Below are 22,525 nucleotides of genomic sequence, written 5' to 3' on the forward strand. Positions count from 1 at the left end.
TTAATTCAGCGTCAATAACTGTGGCAGACATAGCATTGATTGGTCCAGCTGTCATAAGGCACGCCCCATTTGATCTTTGTCTGGTCCTGATGGCAGGCAACATTCGAACAGGTCTTACTCGAGGCGTCGTACTGGGCAGTGTTTAGGCTCATGGTGACGGTACCTGACCAGTAGGTGTCGTAAACTACCGGGTTGTCGCGGTCGAAATCAACACTCCCGCTGCCATTGACATGCTTTGAGAAGTTGTTGATCGGGACATCGCCGGCATTCCACATATATTGACTGTTGCTGGTATAGAGGGTCCAGGCATTGGCAACCCGGAGAGTCTCATAATGACAGGTCCGGCACGGCATTGGGCCATACCCCATATTTGCGTTATGCCGCTCTTCCACCCCGTTCACATACGGAGCATTGTAGTCGCCACCGGCATTGATCCAGGAGTGACTGTCACCTGCCCCAAGATCGTTATCCGGATATCTTGTGCGCGGTGGATTGGCATGGCAGCCTGAGCAGGTGAGAGCCGATCCGTTCCAGGTAACAGACCGGTAATTTCTGGTCACGACCAGATTCGGCGGCAGATAGGTCGAATAATTGGTGAAGTTTGCCACTCCCCCCGGAGTGGTCCATTCGTTATAACTGTGGCAATAGACGCTGCTGCAGGTGCCGTTAGTATAACGGAATCCCTTGCTGTCGGTGTGAATGGAGGTGCCGTTCAGATACGCGGCTGATGCCGGATTCCTGGCCTTGAGCGAATCTGGCGGAGCAAGCGGGTTGTGCAGCTCCACATCTACGGAACCGTTACCATGTTTGGCGCGGTCAAGCGGGTGACAGTTGCCGCAGTTGATTATGTAGCCGGCAGCATTGGCCGAGAAGTCCTGGGCGATCCGCACATCGCCATAGGCCGCCTGCTCCAGGGAACCGGAAAAATGTTTCAGGTGGGCTGGCGTAGCCGGAGGGACTTCATGGCAACCACCGCACTGCACGGTTGCCCCCCAGGTGGCGCCGGCGCCGCCATGGCAGCTGATGCTGCCGCACATCCCACCGGTTGCCGCATAGGTGTAACTGAAAGATACCCCTGGCCCTGGGACCAGGTCATAGGCCTTGTTGACATGCGTTGCCGTATTTGTGATCGTGACACCGTCAGATGATGTGCTGTTGTGGCAGAGATTGCAGACGGAATGATGCGCGTGGCTGTTGGCCTTGGGCGTTCCGTTCGGATAGTTGGGCGGATAGGCATGGCAGGCCGAACAGCCGATCGTACCGCTCCCCCAGTTGGTAGTGGCGCTTGCCGTGACGGCACCGCTGGCAACTGATGTGCCATTGCTGTGGCAGTAGGTATTGGTGCAGTTGGCGTAGCCGTTGCCCGGTTCCGGTCCTCCCTGATAGGCGCTCATGTTGCCGAAGACCGGGTCCAGTCGGACATCGATCTTGCCGTTGGCGTGCTTTGCTCCGGTGCCCCAGTGGCAGACAGTGTTGCCGTATGGGTTGCCGAAACAGGTCGGGACAAAAGGTTGGTCCGTGTATTTGTGGCAGATCATGCACCTAACGGTGTTACTGGTAGCAGTAAAGCCATAGGTTAGATGTTTCGCATGGCTGCCTGTGGCAATCTTGGCTCCGCCGTGGCCATGGCCGCCATCACCGGCATGGCAGTCACCGCACTGTATGGAATCGGCATCACCCCATTCCGGCGTATTGTAGGCAGTCGGCCCGCCAATCCCGCCATCGGGCTGGACATTGGAGTGGCAGTAAACGTTCTGGCAACTGCCGACCGTTGCTCCAGGGCTATGGCCGTCAGCACTGTATGTTCCGCCGAAGGCGGGTGCCAGATTAACGTCAACCTGCCGGTTGAGATGGTTGGCACGATTGGCGATCCCCGTGCTGCCTGATGCTGTGTAGTTGTGGCAAACAGAGCATTGATAGACATACTGGCCGTAAAAGTCTTTCCCGACATGAATGGTATGCGAGCCGCTGGTGATTTCGGCACCGGTGCCATGGCCATTGCCGTGACAGCCGGAGCAGTCGCCGGGAAGCGGAGTTCCCCATACCGGAACGACATTAGGCTGGTAATTGCCTGAACTGTCTCCTTTGCTGTGGCAATAAATATTGCTGCAACTGCCGAACTGGTTGCTGCCGCTCTTGGGCAGATAATCGCCCAGATTGCCGGAATAGAGGCTGCGAACCGAGGTAAGCGGGTTCTGGATGGCCAGAACCAGATCCCTGCCAACACTGGTTGCATGGCGGAAAGGGGAAACCTCGTTGCGGTGATCGGTATGACACTTCCCGCAACCGCCGGTCCCGGGATAATAGAGATCGTGGCTGGTATGGCTCCCGGCTGCGCCGCTATCTCCACCGCTCGGTGGTGCTCCGTGGCACTCAGCGCACCCTTCGGGCTGGACCAGGGGAGCAGAGCCCCAGGCTTTGGTCTCCCGCTCGAAATGGCAGTTCACATTACTGCAGCTGCCCAGCCTGGGAACGGCTCGTTGGGGGAAGGCACTGCTGCCGTTTCTATAGACTGCGGTCACAGGCGAGTTATTGATGTTCGGCTTGATCTCTATCAGTCTATTGGCATGACCTGGGCCGTATTCGGCCGTGTCCGGATGACAACGGGAACATGCCCCGGGAATGACGACCGGATCCATATGGGTTCGGTGATTTCCCTGAAAGCCACCGGTGCTGATATTCCGGTAAGCAGCATCAACCGGCCGGTAATCCGGCGGGGCCTTCCCGCCATGGCACTCGTAACACTCGATTGCCACCGCCGGGAGAGCCGGCCATAGAAATAAGACCGTAATCAGGCAGGCAAATAACTGAACCGGCTGTAATCGTAACATGCGTATCACCCTGAGATGCCCCATAAAAGCGCTCTTTCACGAATCTGCAGTAAACAAAATTTAACCCGTTGTAATTAAAGCAATTTTCGTGCCCCTAAGCATTCGGCACCATAAAAAAACCCCCTGTAATCAGGGGGTTTAATCTCCTCATGCACCCAAGTCCAGCCAGCCGGTCACAGCCGAAACTGCCCGACGATCCGCTGCAGCTCCTCGGCGGTCCTGGCCAGCTGGTTGGCGGCAGTGGCCGACTCCTGGGCTCCCTTGGCCGTATCCTGAACCACCTCGGTGATCTGGTGGATGTTGTTGCTGATCTCGCCGGTGGTGGCGGTCTGCTCTTCCGCGGCCGTGGCCACCTGGTTTACCTGCATGGTGACGGCGTTGATCTGCTCCAGGATCTCCTGCAGGGCCTGGCCGCTCCTGGCCGCCTCGCTGGTCCCCTGCTCGACCTCCTGCACCCCGGCCTCCATGGCTGCCACCGCTCCTTTGGTCTCGTTCTGGATCGCCTTGATCATCTCGCTGATCTCGCGGGTCGCCTTGGTGGTCCGCTCGGCCAGGGCCCTGACCTCGTCGGCGACCACGGCAAAGCCTCGCCCCTGCTCGCCGGCCCGAGCCGCCTCGATGGCCGCGTTCAGGGCCAGCAGGTTGGTCTGGTCGGCGATGTCCTGGATGGTGGCGACAATGGCGCCGATCTGGTCGCTTCTCGCCCCCAGGCTCTCGACGGTCTTGGCGGTCTCCTGGACCCGGCTGGCGATCCGGTTCATTACCTGGACGGTATTGTTGACCACTTCCGAGCCGCTGCTTGCGGCCCGGCTGGCCTGGTTGCTCCCCTCGGCCGCCATCTGGCAGTTCTGGGCGATGTCGCCTGAGGTGGCCGACATCTCTTCACCGGCAGTGGCCACGGTGACGGTCTGGGCCGCCACCTCTTCCGCGCCGGTGGCGATCTGCTCCGCGCTAGCCATTAGCTGCGTAGCTGCGGAGGCTACCTGGTTCGAGTTAGCTGCCACGCTGGAGATGATACCGTGGAGCTTATCCATGAACGAATTGAAGGCGGTGCAGATATCGCCGAGTTCGTCCTGCGAGCGGTACTCAAGCCGCTTGGTAAGGTCGCCGTCTCCCTGGGAAATGTCCAGAACCATGTCATGCACGGCAGTTAACGGTTTCTTTATGGAGCGGATGATAATGAGCGCCATGACGATGGCCAGGACAAAGGCAACCAGCACCATGCCCAGCATGAGTACCTGGATTCTGTTGCTTCCGGCTCCGGCCTCCTTGATCATCGCCGCCATCCGTGTGTCCTGCCCCTTGGCGAAATCGATTATCATCTCCTGGGCCTTGTCTGCTGCCTCCTTGTACGGCCCCATCGCCTTGTTGCCATCTTGGGGAGTCGTGATCGTCCCTCCCTTGACCTGCTCATACACCTTGTCAAAGCCGGCATTATACTCTTCGGTCAGTTTCCTGATGGCGGCGATGGTCTCCTTGTCCTTGGAGTTGTCAACCAGCTTGGCCATGGCGTCCATCCGCTCACTAAAACGGACCTTGTTATCATCGTACTTCTTTTTGTATTCTTCTACTTTTGCCGTGTCGCCGACGTTCAGGAACAGGTCTTTTTCGTAGCGCCGGAAGATGTTCATGTTGGCGCGGGTGCGCTGGGCATACTCAACCAGCTTGGCGTCAGTCCCGGCAATGTCGTTTATGTAAAATTCTGACTTCTGCAGCCCCCAATACCCGGTGCCGCCGACCACTGCCAGAAAGAGCAGAAGAACACTGAAGCTGAGGATTAAACGGGTCGAGATCTTCAAATTACTCATCATGGTTCGGCCTCCGGCTGTAAGGATTTGCATCCAAATTCCTACATAAGGTTACATTCTGATGGACCTATGTCAAATCAGGTAATTCCCGTACACGATCAATCTGCTGATGAAACGAAAAAGAGCCCCAGGCTCAGGCCAGGGGCTCTTCTTGCTACGCCAATATAGAAAACTTTTACTGGATGGTTATGTTCGCCTTCTCGATGATGACGTTGTACTTGTAGCCGCCACCGAAGTCCTTGTTGGTTTCCAGTTTCCCTTTGACCGTAACCAGGTCGCCCACGATCGGTATGGCATCGGAAGTGACGACAAGGTCATTGTCGGCGGTCATATGGCTTCCGGTGCCGTCCTGCAGGTGGATCCAGTTCTTGTTCATGATGCCCGACGACACCTTCACCACCTTGGCGTTGATCACCACCTGCTTGTTCTTCAGCTTGTCCTTTTTCTTGAAGACCTCGGTAATTGTGTAGGCGTTCTTTCCGGTGGCCTTCTTCACCTTCACCTTCTCGTCTGTGACCGCCACCGCGGCTCCCATGCTCCCCGGCGAACGAGATTCCTTTTTCGCGTCCTTCCCCTTGCCTTCCTTACCCTTGGCCAGGCCGTTGGAGAATATCACCTTGTCAAAGGTCCGCTTCAAAGTGGAGCTCTGGAAATTGACCATCTCCATCCCCCCCTCGAAAGTGAGCTGTTCACCCACATTCACCTTCAGTTCCGGGGCCGCGACCCAGATCTTCTTGCCATCCTTCTGCTTCATCAGCACGTAACTGTAGCCGCCGCTGTTGATGGTCTGCACCACCCTGCCGGTAATATCCGGGCTGGGCTTAACCGGCTGCGGTGCGCTTTGTTGCTGTGGCGCAGAAGCCGACGGGTTGGCGGGGTTCCACTGGGGCTCAGCCATGTTGCCGAAACCGAAGGATGCAGCCGGCGCTAGGATCAGAGCAAGTACAACTGCCGAAAGAACGCGGTTCATATGAATCTCCTTGACGCATGGATAGAATCGGATAACGTTCCAGTTATAAAGCAGTGGCGAGAAGTTGTCAAACAAAGGAGCTCAATGAATGGCAGATAGAATCAGGATCGGCGTCAGCGCCTGTCTTCTGGGCGAACGGACGCGGTACGACGGCGGACACAAGCACGACCGGTACATCACCGGGACTATCGGCGAACTGTTCGACCTGGTAGCGGTCTGTCCGGAAGTGGAATGCGGCCTGCCGGTCCCCCGTGAGCCGATGCGCCTGGAAGGTGATCCGGCCGCTCCGCGGCTGGTGGTCATAAGCTCCGGAGAGGAGTTGACGCTAAAGATGGCCGAATACTGCACGAGAAAGGTCGGGGAACTCCGCACCTGCAATATCTGCGGCTTTATCCTGAAGGCGCGCTCCCCCAGCTGCGGTGTCTTCGGGGTACCGGTCACTGCTTCAGGGGAACCGGCAATGTCTGGAAGAGGGCTTTTTGCCGCCGCTGTGACCAAGGCGCTCCCCCTGCTGCCGCTGGAAGAAGAGGAACGGATGGCTGACCCGGAACTGCGGCGGAATTTCCTTGAGCGCGTCATTGCCTATCACAGCGGCAGGAACTCCACCTGATGCCCTGATTGGTGGCGGTCAGGGCACTCCGGCAGCAGTCGCGGCACCGGACCGGGCAGCGCCCTGCTTGAGAGAAACCGGCCCGATGATGGAACAAGGCTCGATCCTGGAATAGAACCCACGCACATCTCTCGTGAACCAGACGAAGAATACGAACTCCTCCCCTGGCGCGCGATAACGGTAGCGATTCGTCCGGAGCGGGATTTCCCCTGAAAACAGCAGTTCGCCACCAAGGGCGGTTATCTCTGAGAAAGTGAGCTCTTTACCGCTAGTTACTGGACGGGAGTTGAACTTGAAAACCGCATCAGCCGACCGTCGCGACTGTCTGAAGGAGTTGACCGCAAAATCGGCACTTAGACCCTGAACCCGGGCGATGACAGCGGCTGGGGCGAAAAGAGGCAGGGCCGCAGCATCCTGAAGCGCATTTGCGGCATAATAGTCGATCAGGCCATACCCGTATCGCGCCGGGTCATAACCGGTGGCGTAATTGGCTGCAGTTGAACGGAGGGCAGCCTTCACATCAAACCAGTTCCAGTCGGGATGACGGTATTTGATGGCTGCCATAAGCCCGGCAAGTTGCGCCGTGACCCCTGAAGGATAGGTGCTCTTCCCCTTGCCGTTCATGTAGGTAGTCGGCAAACCGAATTCGATCCCCCCGCCGGTCTTTCCGCCAACCTTGTTCACCGTGGCAAACGTTGCCGGAGGAGGGGCATTCGGGGACTGCGGCTGTTTCGGCTCATAGGCATATACGTGACAGAGCGAATTCGCGACCATATTCTGATAAAGAGCGGAATCAAACCGGCTGTCCCAGCCGGCGAAGCTGGATGACATCAGTGATGCGCCGTTGCTGAGCGCATCACTGATGAACTTATCCGGTGGCAGGAACGGACGGCCATCTTCCAGCGAGGAGGGTGTTACCACAACCTCGTCCTTCAGGCTCAGTCCCGCGTCTTCCACCGCGCCCCTGGCATTCGACAGCCCATGGGAGGTGTTTATCCTGAGTTTCACCACCCTCCCCGCAAGCGCCTGATCAATGGCGCTGCAGGCGCAGATGACCGCAACGGTTAGCGCAATCATCCGGATGAAGCCAAAACGGTTCATTTTTTCATCTTTGACTTGAGCAGTTCGCCCAGAGAGCCGAGAGACTTGGTCGAACCCTCCGCAGCCTGCTGCCGGAATGCCGCCAGCTCGCTCTCCTCTTCTTCGACCGCGCGACTGGCAGCGCCGAGCGAAAGGGAGATCTTACGGGCAGCCGTATCGAGGCTCTCCACCTTGACTTCGATCCGCTCCCCTTCCTTCAGCACCTCGCGCGGATGGTTGATCCGCTTGCCGCCCCCCAGCCTGGATATCGGAATCAGGCCGTCAATTCCATCGGCCAGGGTCACGAATGCCCCGAAATTCGCCAGTCTGGAGACCGTGCCGCTGACATATGACCCTTCAGGAAAATTCCCTGCCAGGCTCTCCCAAGGATCGGCAAGGGTATCACGCAGACTGAGCGAGATCTTCCCCCCTTCGCGGTCGACCCTCTTGACCAGCACCTTGACCTGCTGGCCCACTGAAAGCACTTCGGAGGCGTCTTTCACCCGCTTCCAGCCGAGCTCGGACATCGGGATCAACCCTTCGATCCCGCCGATATCGACAAACGCCCCGAACTCCCTGAGCGATGCAACTGTGCCGGACACTATCTCACCTTCCGTGACCGTTTCCCAGGCAGCCGCACGCTTTGCCTGGCGCTCCTCGTCCAGCAGGACGCGTCGGGAGACGACAATGCTCCGCCCATTCTCGCGGTATTCCGTGATCCGGAACTGGAAATGCTTGCCGATAAACTGTTCAGCACCTTCATCGCGTCTCAGCCCGGTCTGGGAAAAGGGACAGAAAGCCCGGCTTCCGCCAACCTTCACCTCGTAGCCACCCTTGACCTCTTTTTCAACCAATCCTTGGACCGGGATCCCCCCATTGAAGGCATCCTCAAGCTGACTGCTCCCGCCGGCGGAACCGTCCATGCGCGTAGTGAAGCGCATCTCGCCATGGCGGCTGGCCACAAACCAGGCGGAAACCTTGGCTCCTTCCGTAACGGTCAGCGTTCCGTCTTCGTTCAGGAACTCTTTCCTGTCCAGCACCCCTTCACCCTTGGCGCCGGTATCGATAAACACCCATTCAGCAGTAATCTTGATGACTTTCGCTTCGATCTTCTGCCCTGGTGTGAACCGGGCAAAAGAACTGTCGCTGGCTGCCAGCAGCGTAGCAAAATCCTCTTCCCCTTCTACCGGCATCTCTTTTTCATCATTCACCATTGCACATCCCCCGGAAATCGTGATTTTGATACTAGGTCGGCATTATGCCGATATCCGAAAAATAGCATCAGGGAGTAGAAATAGTCGGTCGATGCTATATAATTGATCTTCATAATAAACGGAAAGGTTCCCGGAATGAACATATTTTTCAAATTACTTAAAATTTCACTATGTTCCGCATTCATGATGATCTGCAACCAATTTCCCGCGGCTGCGGCATCAGCAAATGAGAAACCGTGTTACGCCTGCCACCCCAGCAAGTTGACAAAGAAAGTGCCGCATCCGCCGGTAGCGGAAAAGGACTGCAAGGCCTGTCACAAGTCTGAAGGCGGCAATCACCAGCTTCAGAAGGGACTTTACGGGGTAAAGAAGCAAGGAGCCTCCATCTGCTATGATTGTCACGATGCCGAAATGGCAAAGGGGAAGTCGGTGCATGCGCCGGTCAGCGATAACGACTGCGTCAGCTGCCACGACCCCCATGGCGGATCGCGGGCAAGGTTTCTGAAAGGGAATTACCCGGCAGCTTCTGAAGCAGCTTTCAGTGAAGACGGATACTCGCTCTGCCTTTCCTGCCACGAACCGAAGGCCTTTACCGATGACGAGACCGGTTCGGCAACCGGGTTTCGCGACGGCAAGACCAACCTGCACGCGCTTCACGTCAAGGGGGCGGCGCTTACCTGCAAGGCCTGCCACAATGTCCACGCCGCACCGCAGCAGAAGCTGCTCAGCAATGCGAGCAAGAACAAGAACGGCGTAGAGATCTTGCTGAACATGACATTTTCCGCCTCCGGAGGGAGCTGCAAGATGACCTGCCACTCACCCGCAACCTACAACAGGTGACATCCCGGGGCTCCGCGACTTATCCGGAGCCCCTTACCTCACAGCGACTAATTAATGACCCCAATTCATACTATAGATCATTTTTCCGAGCAGGCCGCAGCATACCATGAGTTCAGGCCTGTCTACCCCCCGGCGCTGATCGGCTTCCTCGCCTCGCGCTCCCCGGGACGTTCGCTTGCCTGGGACTGCGGCTGCGGCAGCGGCCAATTCTCGGCAGGGCTGGCGGGATGGTTCGACCGGGTGGTGGCGACTGACCTCAGTTTCCAGCAGCTTTGGCAGGCGCCCAACAACCCGAAGATTTCCTATGTGGCAGCACTGTCAGAACAGGCACCGTTGGCCGATGGCTGCATTGACCTGGTCGTTGCGGCCCAGGCCCTGCACTGGTTCAGGCTGGACGAGTTCTATGCCGAGGTCCGCCGGGTTTCCAAACCTGGGGGGATGGTGGCGGCGGTAAGTTACGGGCTGCTTGAGGTGTCTCCGGGGGTAGACCGACAGATCAGAAGGCTGCACAGTGAAATAGTCGGTCCGTTCTGGCCTCCGGAGCGAAAGTACGTCGACAGCGGCTATGCGGATCTCGATTTCCCTTTCGAGGAATTGCAGCCGCCCAGTCTGACGATGAAAGAGCACTGGACCCTCAAGAGGCTGGTCGGATACCTCGGGACATGGTCAGCAGTGCGGCGGTACATTGCCGCCAACGGCGCCGATCCGCTTGAACTGATCGCCGGGGAGCTCGAAACGGCCTGGGGCGACCCCCATGTCCGTCGCACCGTCAAATGGCCATTGGCGATCAAGGCGGGAAGGGTTGGATAAGGGCGGATTATAATTAATCTCGCCCTTATCGAGGCATAGCCGTCAGGACTCGTAATCCGCCGACGCAACCGCCGAACTGATCGACCTCATGTACGGCGCCACATCCTCACCATGATACGGGTAAACCTGGTACGCCTGCATATCTGCCAAGGAATCGAATTTCGTGTACAGAGCCACGTCGTAGGAACGCTCCGTCCGCACTAAATCCACCCCGACCTCAAGATGCCTGAGCATCGGTATCTTGCCGGCCATGCTCTCCAGCTTCTCCCGTGCAGCCGCAATATTCGAGGCAGTCGGCTCCTTCAGTTTGAACAACACAATATGGGTTATCATCAGTTCACAACTCCTTAATCGGCTATTTTGAGAACAATCTTGCCGAAATGCTTGTCTTCTTCCATCATCCGGTGCGCCTCCACCACCTGGTCGAGCGGGAATACCCTCTCGATGATCGGAACAATGGTCCGGTCGGCGAATTTGGGGAGCGCAGTCCTGGTGAATTCGGCCACGATATCCCCCTTGTCCTTGACCGGCCGGGACCGGAGCACGCTGCCGATGATCTGCTGGCGCTTGACCATCATCAGCGCCAGGTTCAGCTCGGCCTTGATGCCGCTGATCACGCCGATGATCACCAGCCGCCCCGCATAGCCGAGCGAATTCATGTTCGGTGCCAGGTACTTGGCGCCGACATGGTCGAGGATGACGTCCACCCCCTTCTTGCTGGTGAACTCTTTGACCGCGTCGGTAAAGTCCGGGGTGGTGGTGAAATCGATAACGAGGTCGGCGCCGATCTCCTTGACCCGCGCCATCTTTGCCGGGCTTGCGGTGACGATGATCCGGGTCTCGGGCACGAGCGCCTTGCAGAGCTGGACCCCGGCAGTGTTCACCCCGCCGCCGCCGCCATGGATGATGACGGTGTTCCGGTCTTTGAGCCCGCCGACCATGAACAGGTTGAGAAAAGCCGTGATGTACGATTCGCAGACGCAGGCAGCTTCCTCGAAGCTCATCGATTCGGGTATCCGCATCAGGTGGCTTGCATAGGCAACGGCATACTCGGCATAGGCGCCGCCGCCGACCAGGGTCATGACCCGCTCACCCTTCTGCCAGCCGGTCACTCCGGAGCCAAGTTCCTCGATCGTTCCGCTGACCTCAAGCCCGAGGATCTCGGAATCGCCCGGAGGAGGGGGATAGTTGCCGACCCGCTGCACCAGGTCCGGTCTGTTGATCGATGTGGCATGAACCTTTACCAGCACCTGTCCCTCGCCCGGAACCGGCCTCTCGACCTCGCCGATCTTCATCACCTCAACTCCGCCGAAACCGTCCATCAGCACTGCTTTCATACTTAACCTCCTCAACGATTTAAAATTTACTATCTGAGCGTTAATAGATAGCAATTACCCATGATCCAATCGGCACCTTCAGTCCGAAGTTGCACCTCTTTTTCACCCATAACCTTAAACCCATAATGATCAGCTACGGAATGGATATAGGCAGGGCTATGAGCGTATCTGCCGGATGCTTTCAGGACAAAACCCTCACCATCACAACTTTCAGTGGTAAATACAAGCATTGCGTTTCTGTCTGCCCGTGCTTTTACCTCCTGGAATAAAGGCGCAAGGTCGCCAATATAGATAAAAACGTCAGCCGCAATGAACAGATCAAACTTTTCCTCGCAAGTTATAAGCACTTCGAGGATATTCCCCCGCAACAACCGGTCGTAGCAATTTTTTCCAGCCGCAGCTTCCAGCATTTTTTCCGAGATATCTATGCCGCTGAGGGTTCTCGCATGATCCCTGAAAGCGACACCGCTCAACCCCGTTCCGCAGCCGAGATCGATCGCATTATTGAACTTTATTTCATTGCCGCAGTGTTCCTTGGTTAGATCGACAAGTTGCGACGGCCCCCGGTAACCGAGTTTATCGACTAACAGCCCGTCAAAAGTCGGGGCAAAACGGTCAAACTCCTCCTGGTAATACTTTTTCTTAAGCTCCGGATCCGGTTCTTCCCCCTGTGCCACCGCCAAAAAAAATCTGGCTGTGGCATCATCAGGACATTTGGTCACCGCAATTTTAAGACATTCTGCAGCTTCCGGACTTCTCTCGTACCGCAGGTAGGCCAAACCGAGATCCCTATCAATCTCCGGCAGTTCCGAGTTAAGACGTTTTGCAGTTTCAAAGTGATCCAATGCCTCAGGTTTCCTTGCCTTGAAATAACGCCGCCCAACGGCTTGGTGGACCTCCGGAATGCTCGGGTCGAGGGAAAGCGCCTTAAAATAACAGTCATTGGTCTGTTGTTCGTTATCTCCGCGGAGTTCGAGGGCAGAACCGAGGCCAAAGTAGGCCTGGGGAAGATCTGGTTTTAACTGTATTGCGCGGGTAAAGCATTCGACTGCTTTGTCATATTTCCCCTGAGCCTTGTACAGATTACCGAGATTAACTTTCACCAGTGCTGATGCCGGGTTAATTGCCTCGGCACGGCTAAGGAATCGTTCCGCTTCCGAAAGGTTATCGGACTGGGCGTACAGTGTCCCGAGCAGATAGTTGGCATCAAGATGATTGGGATTATGCTTAAGGAACTTTCGGTAAAGATCAGCGGCTTCTCTAAACTGCATCTGACGGTGCTTGTCAAATGCCTTCTGAAAGAGCTTGTCTGCGGACATAATCTATTCTCCAGTAGTAGACTACCTCTTTCCCAACAGCTTTCTGCCGACCCAATCGCTGGCAAACTGGTATGCGATCCTCCCGCTTGCGTCCCCCTTCTTGTGCGACCACTCTATGGCAGCCAGACGCGGTTCGTCGCTCCAGGGGAGTTCCACCCGATGCCTGGCGCACAGTTTTTCCACCCATTGCCGCACCACCTCAAGATACTGGGCCTGGCTGAACGGATGAAACCCGACCCAGAGTCCGAAACGGCCGGAAAGCGATATCTTCTCCTCGACCGCCTCGCCGTGATGAACTTCATTGTTCACCATCATGGAACCACGATTGTCGCTCTCGTATTCCGGCAGCAGGTGCCGGCGGTTGGAGGTGACATAGATGAGGACATTGGGTGGAGGAGCGTAGACCGAACCGTCCAGGGCGCTTTTGAGCATCTTGTAGCTGGATTCGCCGGTCTCGAACGAGAGGTCGTCTGAAAAGATGATGAATTTGTACGGCTGGTCCTTGATCGCGGCGACAATATCCGGCAGGTGGACCAGATCGTCCTTGTCAACCTGCACTACCCTTAGCCCTTCAACGGCGTAACGGTTCAGGATCGCCCTGACCAGCGATGATTTACCGGTGCCCCTGGTGCCCCAGAGCAGGGTATTGTTGGCCGGATACCCGGCCAGGAACTGCCTGGTATTCTCTTCCACCGCCCGCTTCTGGCTGTCGATCCCGAGAAGATCATCCAGCGTTATCCCTTCGATCTCCTCCAGCGGCTCCAGGAACCCGGCAAACGAGTGCCGGTGCCAGTTGGCGGCATAGGTGGCCTTCCAGTCTATTTTATCGACCGGGTTCGGCAAAAGCTGTTCCAGTGACGTGAGAACCCTTTTGAGCTGCGCGGCCAGTTCGCGATCAAGTTCCATTGTTGCCTCGTGATCGGGTTTATCTAGTTTCCGTCCGGAAAGGGTTCATTTTCGCCCTGGCGGTGTCAATCTGCAGGATCGCTTGTGCGACGTACAGTAGTACGCCTCCGCGCAATCCCTTGATTTCCTTGCCTGGACGAAAAATCCCTCCTTTCCGATCCGTAAACCAATAGTTTCTCATCCGGAGTTTCCGGATGGAAACTATCTATGAATCTGCGGAGATTTTATATCAGGAAGGAGTTTGAGCGGCAAGTAAAAAGCCGTTATGTCCCGGGAAATAACTTTCCGGGTCAGAACGGCAAAGATGGGGGAGTATCAGCGAATTACCAGGGAGTCGATCGCCACGCTGCCGAGGCTTACGGTCAAACTGCCGGTAATCGCCGTGAGGTTCCCCTCCAGCCGGGAGGAGAAGGTGTCGTCGTATCCGCCCTGCAAGGTAACGGCGAGCTCTTTCCCGGCAAGGGTGTTTTCCGTAATAACAACCCCTTTGACCATAATTATCCCGCTTCCCGGCGCCTGGATCGCAGCGTAGGCGCTCGAGATATCCGGATAGCAGCTGCTGCCGACCATGGCGTTGCACGGCAAGGGCGGGACATCGATTGTCCAGCTGTAACTGGCGGGAGTAAGATCGAGATTGGTTGCTGCGTCTTTGGCCCTGACCTGCAGGACATGGGGACCGTTGGCCAGGCCGCTGAAGCTGTACGGATTGCTGCAGGCAACAAAAGATGAGCTGTCGACGCTGCATTCGTAACTGACCCCGGACTCGGTGGCGGAGAAGGCGAAGCTTCCGGAATTGACCGCGCTGACCTGAGGCGGTCCGGAGACAATACTGGTGTCGGGCCAAACCGTGTCAATGACCCAGTTTACGGTGGCCGGGCTCTGGTCAACATTACCGGCCGGGTCCTTTGCCCTGACCAGAAACTGATGGGCGCCGTTGCTCAACCCGCTGAAATAATAAGGGGAGGTGCAGGTTGCAAACTCGGCATTATTCAGTGAGCATTCATAGGTGGAACCGGTCTCGCTGGAGGAAAACCCGATTCCTCCCGACACCTTGTTGGAGGGGTTGGAAGGCTGAGTGACTATGGTGGTATTCGGCGCAGTGGTGTCGATTACCCATGAACAGCCGAGCAGGCTGTTATCGACATTCCCGGCCGGATCGATTGCACGTACCATGAATACGTGCGATCCATCCGCAAGACCGCTGAAGCTGTACGGTGACGAGCATGCTGAGTACTGGGCCGAGTCCAGTTTGCACTGATAGGTCGAACCCGCTTCGTTCGCAGTAAAGCTGACGCTGCCCGAACTCAGTTTTGTCACACCGCTGGGTTTGGCGGTAATGTAGGTAACCGGCGCTACAATGTCGATGGTCCAGGAATAGGCTGCGGGTGTCGGGTCCGTATTTCCGGCTAGGTCCCTTGACCGCACGCTGAAACTATGATTGCCGCCCGCCAGACTGCTGTAGGAGTGTGGGGTGCTGCAACCGCTCCAGTTGCCGCTGTCCAGTTTGCACTCGAATGTTGCGCCGGTCTCGGTGGAGGCAAAGGCAAAAGTGCCGCCGGTCGCATTGGACTGGGCTGCCGGAGTGCTGCTGAAGGAGGTCTCAGGAGGGGTGGTATCCACGGTCCAGCTCCAGACCGGAGGGTTAGCGGTTCTGATTCCGGCCGCGTTTACTCCCCTGACCGAAAAAGTGTGCACTCCTTCCGCAAGAGCGCTGTAGCTCTTGGGAGTGGCGCAGACTGCCCATTCGGCATTATCGAGACGGCACTCAAAGGTTGCTGACTGATCGTTGGAATAAAACGCGAATTCGGCGGAGGCCAGATTAACCGGGTTGTTTGGGGTAGCGGATATCGTTGCCGTTGGCGCCACCACAAAGTCCGCTGTTACGAATCTCGCGGAGTTCACCGTGACCTGGCAGGTTTCTCCGGAAAGAGAATCGCAGCCGGTCCATGAACTGAAAGCAGAGTTTTGATCCGGGACAGGAGTAACCGAGACCATCGTCCCCTCGACAAAGGACTGGCTGCAGTTTGTCGAGCAACCGATACCGGGCGGCGCCGGCAGGACGGTTACCGCTCCCCCGCCTGTCCCGCCAAACTGGATTGTAAGCGGGAAGTAGTGCAGGACCGCGTAAGCCTGGCTCTGCACAGCACTGATATTGCCGGCCAGGTCTATCGCGAGGAACGAAATGGTTCCGCTGATGCTGAGATTAAGCGCACTGCTGTAGGTCTCAGTGCTGCCGGAGACCGGGAAGGTCGGGGTGGTGCCGTCCAGGGTATAATAGATTGCGCCGCACCCGGTTCCGGCATCGCTGCAGTTTAGCGCAACCGAAACGCTCTCCTGGAACGAGCCGCCACCAGGGGTCGCAGTAGTAACTGGCGCGACATTGTCCAGGCTTATCAAGGAGTTGTGCGGGAGCATGCTGCCGTTGCCGTCCCCGACCTGTCCGTAGAGATTGTCACCCCACCCCCAGACCGTACCGTTCCCCAATACGGCGGCAGTATTGAAATACCCGGCCGATATTGTTGCCACGCCGCCAGGAGAGCTCAACTGCAACGGCAGCAAACTGCCGTTCGTAGTGCCGTTCCCGAGCTGGCCTTCCGCATTTTCACCCCACAGCCATAACGTCCCGTCCGCGCTCAAGGCGACGGTATGATATCCCCCGCCGCTAACTGCCGACAGACTGGGGACCCCACTAACGACCACAGGGGAATACCGTGCCGTCTGCGTCCCATCGCCAAGCTGGCCGTAGGTATTGTCTCCCCAGGCATTGAGGACTCCCCCGCCCTGTATTGCCAACGTGTGGTAACACCCCGCGGCGATCGCGATTACTCCCGCAAGGCCGTAAACCTGGACCGGCGCATATCTGGAAATATTGGTCCCGTCTCCGAGCTGGCCGGAGCTGTTGTATCCCCACGTCCAGACCGTGCCGTCGCTCTTGAGCGCAACCGTGTGGGAACTGCCGGCAGCGATGGCGATCACTCCCTCCAGGCCGAGCACCTGGACCGGGGAACTCCGGTCAAACGTGTCCCCGTTGCCAAGCTGGCCATAATAGTTCCCACCCCAGGTCCAGACCGTACCGTCACTTTTCAGGGCAACCGAGTGGTAGCTGCCGGCCGCGACCGCTATAACTCCGGACAATCCGGTGACCAGGACCGGAGAAAGCCGTGAAATCAGGGTGCCGTCTCCGACCTGACCATTGCTGTTGTTTCCCCAGGAGACAATAGTGCCGTCCCCTTTCAAGGCCACGGTATGATACCCGCCGGAAGCGACCGAGCTGAATCCGGACAACCCGGCAAGCGGCGCCGGAACACTTTTCATCAGAGTCGTGCCGTCGCCCAGCTGACCTTCCGAGTTCCGCCCCCAGGTCCAGACAGAACCGTCACCGGTCACCACTGCTGAATGGTAATGGCCGACCGACAGCGCCGCCGGAGTGCCGAATCCGATGACCTGCGCCGGATAGGTCTGCTGGCCGGACGTGCCGTCGCCCAGCCTCCCGTAACCGTTATTGCCCCAGGCAACCACCTGACCGCTGCTTTTCACTGCCAGGGAATGACCGTATCCAGCGGCAATAGTTCTCACCCCTGAAAGACCATATACCTGCGCCGGGGTTCGCCGGTCCTGGGTGCTGCCGTCCCCGAGCTGGCCATAGGTGTTCCATCCCCAGGACCGGACCGTGCCGTCCGCCATAATGGCCAACATATGATTGGAACCTGCTGATATCCTGGTTGCAGCGCCGATTCCGGTGACAACCACCGGGGTATTTCTGCTTTCAGTTGTCCCGTCACCCAGCTGACCGTTGGCATTGTAACCCCAAGTCAAAACCGTTCCGTCGCTTCTGAGAGCCGCCGAATGATAACTGCCGGCAGTTATTGCCACTATCTGTGTGAGCCCGCTGACCTGCACCGGGCAGCTGCTGTTCACGGAACCGCCATTCCCCAGCTGGCCGTAACCGTTTGCTCCCCATGCCCATACCGTGCCATCGGATTTCAGGGCAAGACAATGCATGTCACCGGAAGCGATGGCAACGACACCGCTAAGACCGTTCACTTTCACCGCGGTTGTGTTCATCTCCGTAAATGATCCGGTCCCAAGTTCACCTTCAAGGTTTCGCCCCCATGCCCAGACCGTGCCGTCATTCTTGAGCGCCACTGTATGCGCGTAACCGGCGCCGGCCGAGATAGCTCCGGTGAAACCTACTACCTGTACAGGGGTATTCCTCTGGGTGGTGGAGCCATTACCGAGTCTGCCACTGCCGTTATTCCCCCGATGCCCATACGGTCCCGTTTGATTTTATGGCAACCGTATGGAAGCCGCCGGAAACAATGCCGGTAACTCCAGACAGTTGGCTGACATGAACCGGGGCACTCTTGTCAAGGTATGTCCCGTCCCCCAGCTGCCCATTGACATTATCCCCCCAACTCCATACTGTACCGTCACTTTTTAACGCTGCCGAGTGATACTTGCCGGCAGCAATATCCGGGGGAGTTTCCGCCCGGGCATTGAAAGGGAGCAACAGGGTCAGGCACAATGCCGCGATGATGTTGACAACGCCAAAGACAGCAGGGTATTTTTCCCGGAATTTGCTAGCATTGTTCATAGGGCACCAAAGAGAGTCGCACGATTAAAACCAACTCATATTAATCGCACTTAATGCAATAACCGCTCCTTTCCTCAACATACTGTTTTAATTTAGCTTTTCGTGTATATTTTTGATATACACGCTGAGAACATGACGCTTTCTCACGGTGTCCCAAGCGGGAAATTGCAATATATTGACACGGCAGTTGATGCATGTAATTTATCAGACTAACAGTGCCGATGCGACCGGCCTATCGGTCGCAAACCATTGCACGAACAGAGGAGAAATCGCCATGTCCCGAACACTGGTGAAATCCGTTTGCCCCTACGACTGTCCCGACACCTGCGGCATCCTTGCCACAGTCGAAAACGGCCGGGTCGTATCGGTTTCAGGCGACCCTGACCACCCGTACAGCAAGGGGACCCTGTGCGTAAAAATGGCCAACTACGAAAAAACGGTGCATTCTCCGGACCGGTTAACCGTTCCTCTGGCTCGATCCGGCCCCAAAGGGAGCGGGACATTTCACCCTGTTTCCTGGGATGAGGCGATTGCCAGGATTTGCGATCAGTGGCGAACGATCATTGCCGCCTATGGTGCGGAAGCGATTCTACCCTACTCGTATGCCGGCACCATGGGCTTGGTCCAGAGGAACAGCGGGCACCCGTTTTTTCCACCGCCTCGGGGCGAGCAGACTGGAACGGACCATCTGCTCCCCGGCCAAAGATGCCGGATGGCAGGCGGTCATGGGGGATACCCCGGCCACTGACCCCGACAGCGTAATCGCAAGCGATCTGGTCATCCTGTGGGGGATAGATGCGGCTGCCACCAGCGTCCATTTCCTGCACCGGGTGGCGGAAGCCAGGCGGCGCGGGGCCAAAGTCGTCATGATCGATACCTACCGGACCAGGACTGCGGCGGCAGCCGACAGGAGCCTACTGGTCCGGCCCGGCAGCGACGGGGCTCTGGCACTCGGAATAATGCACATCCTTGTCAGGGACAATCTGGTCGATCACGATTTTATCCGGGACAACGTCCACGGTTTTCCGGAACTGGCGGCCCGGATCCTGCCCGATTACTCCCCCGAGGCGGTCAGTAAGATCACCGGCCTGCCAGAGCTGGAGATAGAAGAACTGGCAGCTGAATACGGTGCGGCCGCATCCCCGTTTATCAGGCTTGGCAGCGGACTTTCCCGTTACGGCAACGGCGCCATGACAGTAAGGGCCATCGTGAGCCTGCCGGCACTTACCGGGGGATACGCAAAGCCCGGTGGGGGATGTTTCTGCGGCACTTCCACCTCCGGAGCCTTTGCCATGAAAGAGGTCACCAGGGAAGAGTTCATGACCAGCCCGACCCGGATCATCAACATGAACCGGCTGGGTGAGGCGTTGAACAGCCTGTCGGACCCGCCGGTAATGTCGCTGTACGTCTATCACTCCAACCCGGCAGCAGTTGCCCCGGATCAAAACGAGGTAATCAAGGGGCTTTGCCGCGAAGATCTGTTCACCGTGGTCCATGAACGGTTCATGACCGACACCGCGCTGCATGCCGATCTGGTGCTCCCCGCGACCTCTTCCATGGAACAGAGCGATATCTACAGATCTTATGGCAGTTATTGCATCCAGCGGGCAGCGCCCGCTATCCCCCCGGTCGGAGCAAGCAAGTCCAACTGGGAGGTCTTTTCCCTGCTCGCAAAAGAGCTCGGGTTTGAGCAACCGTTCTTCAGTCAGACCGCCGACGAATTGATCGACACCCTCGTCGCCGGGGATTCGCCTTGGAGAATGGGGATCAACGCAACAGACATCAACAGCGGCAATGCGGTTCGGCTCAAACTCCCCGCAGACCCGGGACAACGGTTTTTAACGCCATCCGGGAAAATCGAGCTGCTTAACCCGAGGCTTGACCAGCCACTGCCACGATTCATCCCTCCTCACGCATCAACAGATCCATACCCGTTCTGGCTGATGACCGCTCCGGCCTTTTACGCTCTTAACTCCTCGTTTTACGAACGGCCCGACCTTCGCAACAAACTGGCAGGGATGAGAATAACCATCAATCCTCAGGATGCAGCCGACCGGGCCCTTGATGCGGATAGCGTCGTTACGGTGTGGAATTCCCGCGGCGAGGTTGATTTCATATTGGGAGTGAGCGAAAATGTTCCCTGCGGTATAGCCGTAACAGAAGGGGCATGGTGGATCGAACATGCCCCGGGGAACAGAACCGTCAACGCTCTGACATCCCAGCGCCTGACGGACATGGGGAGGGGAAGCACATTTTACGACAACAAGGTGAATATCAGGGGTAAAACCGGTCAACCACCCTTAGCGCGTTGACTTTCGATAAAATTGCGGATCTCTTTCAATACTTCGGTTTCGATTTCGGTGAACTCGACGCCGAATCCGGCCGGAAGCCGGGGTTTGCTGCGCGGGTTCCCACTGTTGTCCCAGGCCACGCGCCCTTTGGCCTTTATCTTGACGTTGCTGCCAGGCAGGGTAAAGGATATTTTCAGATCTTCATCTGTTTGAGGCTTTTTGTCAGCAGTAATGTACAGCCCTCCGACGCTTATGTCCGCACAGTTGGCGCTGCCGATGACCTCTCCGTTTACCAGGGCAACCTCGGCCATGCAGGAAACCCGCGGCTCGCGACGGTCAATGGCAGGGACGAAACGGCGTCCTTTCTCAAGAAAAAGGCGTCGGTCGATCGGCTTGGTCAGATAATCGTCGCAACCGGCTTCGCGACAGCGAATTTCGTCGATCTGGCTCCCTGCGGTAGTAACCATGATAACCGGTATGGAGCAAAGTTCCGGATCCGCCTTGATGGCGGCACAGCAGCTTTTGCCATCCATCTTCGGCATGTTCAGGTCCATGTAAATAAGGTTGGGATGTTCTCTCCTGGCAACATCCAATGCTTCTTCGCCGTTTGAAGCGGTCAGTAACCGGACCGCTGAATGTTTCAGAAAATTTTTTTCCAGTTCGAGGAGCAGCTTGACGTCGTCAACGAGGAGAACCGTGGGGATGGACATGTTGCTTTCCTCCATAAGCGCTGGGCCGGAATTGCTGCTGACAGCCAGTTTTTTCATATCGGCCCGGCCGGGAAAAAGTTTAGAAATATCTCCGGGAACCTGCTCATGAACGCCCTACAGCCCGAATTATCCGTTATTATTCCCACGCTTAATGAGGAGATCGCGATAGCGGATCTGTTCGCAAGCCTGGCCACCCAGACCGGCATCAGCTTAGAGGTGGTGATCAGCGACGGCGGATCGACTGACGACACCTGCAGACGGGCAGAATCGCTCGCAGCCCGCTGCGGCATCCGGATGCAACTGGTCACCGGCGCAAGCGGACGGGGCGCGCAGATGAATGCCGCAGTTGCGGCAAGCAGGGGAAAGCACCTCCTGTTCCTTCATGCCGACTCCCGGTTTGCAGAGAGCAGCGCGCTCCGAAAAGGGGCCGACATCCTTGCGGAATACGGCGATACGACGGTTGCCGCCAAATTTGCCCTCCGGTTTGGCGACATAGCCGCGCCACAATCACTCGGCTATTACTTCTACGAATCGAAGGCGAGACTGCTGCGTCCGGAATGCAGTCATGGCGATCAGGGGTTGCTGATCACCAGGAGCAGCTTCGATCATTTGGGACCATTTGATACATTCCCCCCGATGCTCGCGGAAACCAGGCTTGCCGATAAGGTTCGCGCCCAGGGGCGGCTGCTGCTCATCCCGGCAGAGCTGCTCACCTCGGCACGGCGGTTCGAAGCCGAAGGGCTGCAGCGTAGGCAGACAATTAACGCGATCCTGATGAACTGCGCGGGCCAGAAATGGGACGAACCGTTCCGGGCAATAGCAGATCTTTACCGGGACCAGTCCGCCACAGGCGAATTGCAGCTCTTTCCGATCCTTGACCGGGTCAAGAGACTGATCGTGGCACTCCCAAGGAAAGAGCGGCGCAGTTTCTGGGAACGCACCGGCAGTTACGTGCGCGGCAATGCCTGGCAACTGGCATTTTTTCTGGATGTCCGCAGGAACTTCAAAAAAGGGATTGCGCCCGGCAACGGACCGACACCGGTTCTCGACGGCTTTGACCGGCATATAGCCCCCCTGCTGGACAACAAAGGATTTAATCTTCTGGCAACCGTCCTTACCTGGGCCTGGTTCAACTATATCCGCCGCCGCTCTCGTGTGCATTCATAACCGCCATTGAGCATCTAGCTGGTGGCGCTGCAGCCATC

At 57.3% G+C, this 22,525-nt stretch carries 16 protein-coding genes and 2 pseudogenes; 5 read left to right on the top strand and 13 right to left on the bottom strand.

Annotated elements, in window-relative coordinates:
* Positions 1-11: 11 nt before the first annotated feature.
* From OR1_RS06170 to OR1_RS06180, 3 genes are all read right to left on the bottom strand, one after another.
* Positions 12-2,831 (bottom strand): CxxxxCH/CxxCH domain-containing protein, encoded by a 2,820-nt coding sequence (locus OR1_RS06170; RefSeq protein WP_160295215.1) that lies wholly within the window; start codon positions 2,829-2,831, stop codon positions 12-14.
* Between the two features lie 173 nt (positions 2,832-3,004).
* Positions 3,005-4,642 (bottom strand): methyl-accepting chemotaxis protein, encoded by a 1,638-nt coding sequence (locus tag OR1_RS06175; protein WP_041970697.1) that lies wholly within the window; start codon positions 4,640-4,642, stop codon positions 3,005-3,007.
* A gap of 172 nt (positions 4,643-4,814) precedes the next feature.
* Positions 4,815-5,609, bottom strand: coding sequence for a hypothetical protein (locus tag OR1_RS06180; protein ID WP_041970698.1), 795 nt, complete (start codon positions 5,607-5,609; stop codon positions 4,815-4,817).
* Between the two features lie 88 nt (positions 5,610-5,697).
* On the opposite strand from OR1_RS06180, the gene OR1_RS06185 reads away from it, so the two are divergent.
* Complete coding sequence (locus tag OR1_RS06185) at positions 5,698-6,219, top strand: DUF523 domain-containing protein (protein WP_041970700.1); 522 nt, start codon at positions 5,698-5,700, stop codon at positions 6,217-6,219.
* An 18-nt stretch (positions 6,220-6,237) separates the two neighbouring features.
* On the opposite strand, the gene OR1_RS06190 is transcribed toward OR1_RS06185, so the two are convergent.
* Together OR1_RS06190 and rpsA are read right to left on the bottom strand one after the other, a co-directional pair.
* A complete protein-coding gene (locus OR1_RS06190) occupies positions 6,238-7,320 on the bottom strand; it encodes a hypothetical protein (protein WP_041970701.1) in 1,083 nt (360 codons plus the stop codon).
* The gene (gene rpsA, locus OR1_RS06195) at positions 7,317-8,513 is read right to left on the bottom strand and encodes a 30S ribosomal protein S1 (protein ID WP_041970702.1); all 1,197 of its coding nucleotides are present in this window, start codon (positions 8,511-8,513) and stop codon (positions 7,317-7,319) included. The genes OR1_RS06190 and rpsA overlap by 4 nt, the downstream gene beginning before the upstream one ends.
* A gap of 183 nt (positions 8,514-8,696) precedes the next feature.
* Here rpsA and OR1_RS06200 point away from each other — a divergent pair, with 183 nt between their 5' ends.
* A complete protein-coding gene (locus tag OR1_RS06200; protein WP_160295216.1) occupies positions 8,697-9,353 on the top strand; it encodes a cytochrome c3 family protein in 657 nt (218 codons plus the stop codon).
* 54 nt (positions 9,354-9,407) lie between these two features.
* Complete coding sequence (locus tag OR1_RS06205) at positions 9,408-10,163, top strand: class I SAM-dependent methyltransferase (protein WP_041970703.1); 756 nt, start codon at positions 9,408-9,410, stop codon at positions 10,161-10,163.
* 42 nt (positions 10,164-10,205) lie between these two features.
* On the opposite strand, the gene OR1_RS06210 is transcribed toward OR1_RS06205, so the two are convergent.
* The 7 genes and pseudogenes from OR1_RS06210 to OR1_RS22545 form a co-directional block, all read right to left on the bottom strand.
* The gene (locus tag OR1_RS06210) at positions 10,206-10,496 is read right to left on the bottom strand and encodes a Dabb family protein (RefSeq protein WP_041970705.1); all 291 of its coding nucleotides are present in this window, start codon (positions 10,494-10,496) and stop codon (positions 10,206-10,208) included.
* A gap of 14 nt (positions 10,497-10,510) precedes the next feature.
* Positions 10,511-11,500 (bottom strand): NAD(P)H-quinone oxidoreductase, encoded by a 990-nt coding sequence (locus OR1_RS06215; RefSeq protein WP_041970706.1) that lies wholly within the window; start codon positions 11,498-11,500, stop codon positions 10,511-10,513.
* A 29-nt stretch (positions 11,501-11,529) separates the two neighbouring features.
* Positions 11,530-12,603: a tetratricopeptide repeat protein gene (locus OR1_RS06220; RefSeq protein ID WP_237754240.1), complete on the bottom strand. Its 1,074-nt coding sequence runs from the start codon at positions 12,601-12,603 to the stop codon at positions 11,530-11,532.
* Positions 12,604-12,612: 9 nt separating this feature from the next.
* A pseudogene (locus tag OR1_RS23225) lies at positions 12,613-12,819 on the bottom strand (tetratricopeptide repeat protein); the annotation flags it as partial.
* A gap of 21 nt (positions 12,820-12,840) precedes the next feature.
* A complete protein-coding gene (locus tag OR1_RS06225) occupies positions 12,841-13,725 on the bottom strand; it encodes an ATP-binding protein (RefSeq protein WP_041970709.1) in 885 nt (294 codons plus the stop codon).
* 315 nt (positions 13,726-14,040) lie between these two features.
* The gene (locus OR1_RS22540) at positions 14,041-17,871 is read right to left on the bottom strand and encodes a chitobiase/beta-hexosaminidase C-terminal domain-containing protein (RefSeq protein WP_052440287.1); all 3,831 of its coding nucleotides are present in this window, start codon (positions 17,869-17,871) and stop codon (positions 14,041-14,043) included.
* 106 nt (positions 17,872-17,977) lie between these two features.
* A complete protein-coding gene (locus OR1_RS22545; protein WP_052440288.1) occupies positions 17,978-18,319 on the bottom strand; it encodes a hypothetical protein in 342 nt (113 codons plus the stop codon).
* Positions 18,320-18,593: 274 nt separating this feature from the next.
* Between OR1_RS22545 and OR1_RS06235 the strand changes: the two are divergent.
* Positions 18,594-20,631, top strand: a pseudogene (locus tag OR1_RS06235) (molybdopterin-dependent oxidoreductase).
* Here the strand turns inward: OR1_RS06235 and OR1_RS06240 are convergent.
* Positions 20,610-21,377 (bottom strand): response regulator, encoded by a 768-nt coding sequence (locus tag OR1_RS06240; protein WP_237754241.1) that lies wholly within the window; start codon positions 21,375-21,377, stop codon positions 20,610-20,612. The pseudogene OR1_RS06235 and the gene OR1_RS06240 overlap by 22 nt on opposite strands.
* 48 nt (positions 21,378-21,425) lie before the next feature.
* Here OR1_RS06240 and OR1_RS06245 point away from each other — a divergent pair, with 48 nt between their 5' ends.
* Complete coding sequence (locus OR1_RS06245; protein ID WP_041970710.1) at positions 21,426-22,487, top strand: glycosyltransferase; 1,062 nt, start codon at positions 21,426-21,428, stop codon at positions 22,485-22,487.
* The last annotated feature ends 38 nt before the right edge of the window (positions 22,488-22,525 follow it).

Origin of the sequence: Geobacter sp. OR-1 (genome assembly GCF_000813145.1) — a bacterium.
In the GTDB taxonomy this organism is placed as follows: Bacteria; Desulfobacterota; Desulfuromonadia; order Geobacterales; family DSM-12255; genus Geoanaerobacter.